3 rRNA genes are annotated in these 5,739 nt (G+C 54.2%); all 3 read right to left on the bottom strand.

Annotated features, from left to right (window positions below):
* Positions 1–64 precede the first annotated feature (64 nt).
* A 5S ribosomal RNA gene (gene rrf, locus BI49514_RS16090) occupies positions 65–183 on the bottom strand.
* Positions 184–373: 190 nt separating this feature from the next.
* Positions 374–3,496: ribosomal RNA gene (locus BI49514_RS16085) — 23S ribosomal RNA — on the bottom strand.
* Between the two features lie 415 nt (positions 3,497–3,911).
* A 16S ribosomal RNA gene (locus BI49514_RS16080) occupies positions 3,912–5,441 on the bottom strand.
* Together the 16S, 23S and 5S rRNA genes form the textbook arrangement of a ribosomal RNA operon.
* Positions 5,442–5,739: the final 298 nt, after the last annotated feature.

The following is a 5,739-nucleotide window of genomic DNA, read 5'->3' as shown; positions in this document are numbered from 1 at the left end:
GTTCGTGAATACAGTAATGGCCCCACCCAACACAGTTGGACGAGGCCATCACCTTCAAAAAATATTGCGGCAGTCACTTACTCTCCCACAACCACCAAGTTGCAGTACCATCAGCGCGAATGGGCTTAGCTACCGGGATCGGAACGGTTAACCGGGCGTTTCCCCACCACTATCACCACCGCAAAACCAACAAACCACCACCACAACCCACACAGAGTTATCAGCGGTAGTGGTCCAAGAACCGCACAGCGAACGCGAACACCAAAAACTTACATAATGCGCACCCCACAAAAGAGGCGCATTCTCTCATCACAACCAGAAAAGACTACTCACAGAAACAATCTCTCACACACACCAACCCCAAAAAGGATGGTTAAGTGAGTGATCGGTGTATTAGTACCAGTCAACTCCACACCTCACAGTGCTTCCATACCCGGCCTATCAACCCCATCATCTATAGGACACCTCCCCTGACTCAAGGTCAGTTGGAAATCTCATCTCGGAGCCGGCTTCCCGCTTAGATGCTTTCAGCGGTTATCCATCCCGAACGTAGCCAACCAGCCATGCTCCTGGCGGAACAACTGGCACACCAGAGGTTCGTCCGTCCCGGTCCTCTCGTACTAAGGACAGACCTCCACAAATTTCCTACGCACGCAGCGGATAGGGACCGAACTGTCTCACGACGTTCTAAACCCAGCTCGCGTACCGCTTTAATGGGCGAACAGCCCAACCCTTGGGACCGACTCCAGCCCCAGGATGCGACGAGCCGACATCGAGGTGCCAAACCATGCCGTCGATATGGACTCTTGGGCAAGATCAGCCTGTTATCCCCGAGGTACCTTTTATCCGTTGAGCGACCACGCTTCCACAAGCCATGGCCGGGTCACTAGTCCCAGCTTTCGCTCCTGCTCGACACGTCCGTCTCACAGTCAAGCTCCCTTGTGCACTTACACTCGACACCTGATTGCCAACCAGGCTGAGGGAACCTTTGGGCGCCTCCGTTACTCTTTAGGAGGCAACCGCCCCAGTTAAACTACCCATCAGGCACTGTCCCTGAACCCGATCAGGGTCCGAAGTTAAGGAATCCACTATGGTCAGAGTGGTATTTCACCGATCGACTCCACCCCAACTAGCGTCAGGGCTTCCCAGTCTTCCACCTATCCTACACAAACCACACCGAATCCCAATACCAAACTATAGTGAAGGTCTCGGGGTCTTTCCGTCCTGCTGCGCGTAACGAGCATCTTTACTCGTAATGCAATTTCGCCGAGTTCGTGGTTGAGACAGCAGAGAAGTCGTTACGCCATTCGTGCAGGTCGGAACTTACCCGACAAGGAATTTCGCTACCTTAGGATGGTTATAGTTACCACCGCCGTTTACTGGGGCTTAAATTCTCCGCTTCACCCACAAAGTGGGTTAACAGGTCCTCTTAACCTTCCAGCACCGGGCAGGCGTCAGTCCGTATACATCGACTTACATCTTCGCACGGACCTGTGTTTTTAATAAACAGTCGCTTCTCTCTGGCCTCTGCGACCACCACCAGCACATCCCACAGCAAAGTGTGGTTCACCGGGATGGTCCCCCTTCTCCCGAAGTTACGGGGGCATTTTGCCGAGTTCCTTAACCACGATTCTCTCGATCACCTTAGTATTCTCTACTCGACCACCTGTGTCGGTTATAGGGTACGGGCAACACACACCCTCACGTCGATGCTTTTCTCGGCAGCAGAGGATCACCAGATCACCCCACCAATGTGGGGCGCCCATCAGCTCTCACACTCAATGCGGGGACGGATTTACCTACCCCCACGTGCTACAACCTTAGACCGTGACTACCATCGCACGGCCTGGCTACCTTTCTGCGTCACACCTCACGCTTACCGACTCCACACTCAGGTCCCCCACTCAAACCCAACCAGGTACCCGAAGGCACCACGGGGTCATCACGGGGTTAGTATCATGTGTTTTGGTACTGTCGGTTGTGTGTCGGTACCAGAATATCAACTGGTTGTCCATCGACTACGCCTGTCGGCCTCGCCTTAGGTCCCGACTTACCCAGGGGGGATTAGCCTAGCCCTGGAACCCTTGGTCATCCGGTGGACGGGTTTCTCACCCGTCTTTCGCTACTCATGCCTGCATTCTCACTCGAATCGCCTCCACCACTCGTTCACACGGCAGCTTCTCCGGCAACTCGACGCTCCCCTACCCAACACCACACCATTACGGCTTAACAGTGGTGCTGCCACAACTTCGGCGGTGTACTTAGCCCCGCTACATTATCGGCGCTCAATCACTTGACCAGTGAGCTATTACGCACTCTTTCAAGGGTGGCTGCTTCTAAGCCAACCTCCTGGTTGTCTTCGCAACTGAACATCCTTTCCCACTGAGCACACGCTTAGGGGCCTTAGTTGATGGTCTGGGCTGTTTCCCTCTCGACAATGAAGCTTATCCCCCACTGTCTCACTGCCACGCTGAACCTTGACTGGCATTCGGAGTTTAGTTGACGTCAGTAACCCGGTAGGGCCCATCAGCCATCCAGTAGCTCTACCTCCAGCAAGAACCACGCAACGCTGCACCTAAATGCATTTCGGGGAGAACCAGCTATCACAGAGTTTGATTGGCCTTTCACCCCTAACCACAGGTCATCCCCTCCATTTTCAACTGAAGTGGGTGCGGGCCTCCACGCGCTCTTACACACGCTTCACCCTGCCCATGGCTAGATCACTCCGCTTCGGGTCTAGGACACGCGACTCAATTCGCCCTATTCGGACTCGCTTTCGCTACGGCTACCCCACACGGGTTAACCTCGCCACGCACCGCTAACTCGCAGGCTCATTCTTCAAAAGGCACGCCATCACAGTCATCAAGATACTGCTCTGACGGATTGTAAGCACATGGTTTCAGGTACTCTTTCACTCCCCTCCCGGGGTACTTTTCACCATTCCCTCACGGTACTATTCCGCTATCGGTCATCAGGAAGTATTTAGCCTTACCAGGTGGTCCTGGCAGATTCACACGAAATTCCACGAGTTCCGTGCTACTCGGGCAACGCACACACTGCGAACAGTTGACGTTTCGTCTACGGGACTCTCACCCACTCCGGTCCTGTTTCCCACCAGGTTCGACTACACCAACACACTCACAGACCGGCCATGCTGGACCGGACCATGTACACCCCACAACACCCTGCCAGCAAAACCAGCACGCTTGACACTGACAAGGTTTAGGCTCATCCAGTTTCGCTCGCCACTACTCCCGGAATCATTGTTATTTTCTCTTCCTGCGGGTACTGAGATGTTTCACTTCCCCGCGTTCCCTCCACATGCCCTATATATTCAGACACGGGTCACCACCCTCACGAGTGGCGGGGTTTCCCCATTCGGAGACCCTCGGATCAACGCCTGTTTATCGGCTCCCCGAGGCTTATCGCAGATTTCCACGTCCTTCATCGGCTCCTGATGCCAAGGCATCCACCATGCGCTCTTACACACTCACCCAACCCCCAAAAGGGATCGGCTTCGTGTGCGCGAAAAATTGTTTCATTCACCTCAACTAGATGATGACAAGAAAAATCACATTACATAAACACCACTCTCATGGTGTTTGATGCTCGCGTCCACTATACGATTCTCAAACCACTACCAAACACCCACCACCACACACCAGAAGTCTCTGCTGCTTGGTGGACGGGTTGGTCCTGTTGGTTGAAACCACACCCAACAACCGTTGGGGTTTGTGATTCCAGGACCCAATAACGTGTTCGTCCTAGCCCACCCAGATCACCAACCGCACCCGGGGCATTGACCCCAGCCGGGCTGTATGGGCGAGCGAGAGTTGTGATGTTCCACCCTTGAGCTCTCATGATGACCACATGCGGGTCATGCCATGAGGATCTTAATGTGTGCTCCTTAGAAAGGAGGTGATCCAGCCGCACCTTCCGGTACGGCTACCTTGTTACGACTTAGTCCCAATCACCAGTCCCACCTTAGACGGCCCCCTCCCCAAAAAAGGGGTTGGGACACCGGCTTCGGGTGTTACCGACTTTCGTGACTTGACGGGCGGTGTGTACAAGGCCCGGGAACGTATTCACCGCAGCGTTGCTGATCTGCGATTACTAGCGACTCCGACTTCACGTAGTCGAATTGCAGACTACGATCCGAACTGAGACTGGCTTTAAGGGATTCGCTTACCCTCACGGGTTCGCCTCTCTCTGTACCAGCCATTGTAGCATGCGTGAAGCCCAAGACATAAAGGGCATGATGATTTGACGTCATCCCCACCTTCCTCCGAGTTGACCCCGGCAGTCTCCTATGAGTTCCCACCATCACGTGCTGGCAACATAGAACGAGGGTTGCGCTCGTTGCGGGACTTAACCCAACATCTCACGACACGAGCTGACGACAACCATGCACCACCTGTACACCAGCTCCAAAGAGAAGAACTGTTTCCAGAACGGTCCAGTGTATGTCAAGCCTTGGTAAGGTTCTTCGCGTTGCATCGAATTAATCCGCATGCTCCGCCGCTTGTGCGGGCCCCCGTCAATTCCTTTGAGTTTTAGCCTTGCGACCGTACTCCCCAGGCGGGGCACTTAATGCGTTAGCTACGGCGCGGAGAACGTGGAATGTCCCCCACACCTAGTGCCCAACGTTTACGGCATGGACTACCAGGGTATCTAATCCTGTTCGCTCCCCATGCTTTCGCTCCTCAGTGTCAGTTACAGCCCAGAGTCCCGCCTTCGCCACCGGTGTTCCTCCTGATATCTGCGCATTTCACCGCTACACCAGGAATTCCAGACTCCCCTACTGCACTCTAGTCAGCCCGTACCCACTGCACGCGCAACGTTAAGCGTTGCGTTTCCACAGCAGACGTGACCAACCACCTACGAGCTCTTTACGCCCAATAATTCCGGACAACGCTCGTACCCTACGTATTACCGCGGCTGCTGGCACGTAGTTAGCCGGTACTTCTTCTGCAGGTACCGTCACTTTCGCTTCTTCCCTGCTGAAAGCGGTTTACAACCCGAAGGCCGTCATCCCGCACGCTGCGTCGCTGCATCAGGGTTTCCCCCATTGTGCAATATTCCCCACTGCTGCCTCCCGTAGGAGTCTGGGCCGTGTCTCAGTCCCAGTGTGGCCGGTCGCCCTCTCAGGCCGGCTACCCGTCGTCGCCTTGGTGGGCCATTACCCCACCAACAAGCTGATAGGCCGCGAGCCCATCCCTGATCGAAAAACTTTCCACCAACCCTCATGCGAGGGTTGGTCGTATCCGGTATTAGACCCAGTTTCCCAGGCTTATCCCGAAATCAGGGGCAGGTTACTCACGTGTTACTCACCCGTTCGCCACTCATCCACCAGAAGCAAGCTTCTGGCTTCAGCGTTCGACTTGCATGTGTTAAGCACGCAGCCAGCGTTCGTCCTGAGCCAGGATCAAACTCTCCATAAAAAACTTTATGTTACGAATGAATCCCAGCAAGACAGCCAACCCCTCACGGGGTGAGAAGGTTGACCAAAAATACTGACCAAACACGAAAGCCACCCCAATGTGATGCGGGAGGTTCGGCGAAGAACCACCCACCACGGGTGAACCACTGTTTGGTCAGGTGATTGTCTTACCAGAAAATAAAATGTTCTGGCATCACAACTTGTTCAAACAAACACGCTATTGGATTCTCAAACCACAAACACACACCCATCACCACACCACACAAATACGCAGCATGTTCACTGGGGGTATCAGTTTC

The sequence above is a fragment of the Brevibacterium iodinum ATCC 49514 genome (genome assembly GCF_900169265.1).
Classification (GTDB): Bacteria; Actinomycetota; Actinomycetes; order Actinomycetales; family Brevibacteriaceae; genus Brevibacterium; species Brevibacterium iodinum.
Note: the sequence above shows the minus strand (reverse complement) of the source record. Positions and strands in the feature narration are given on the sequence as shown.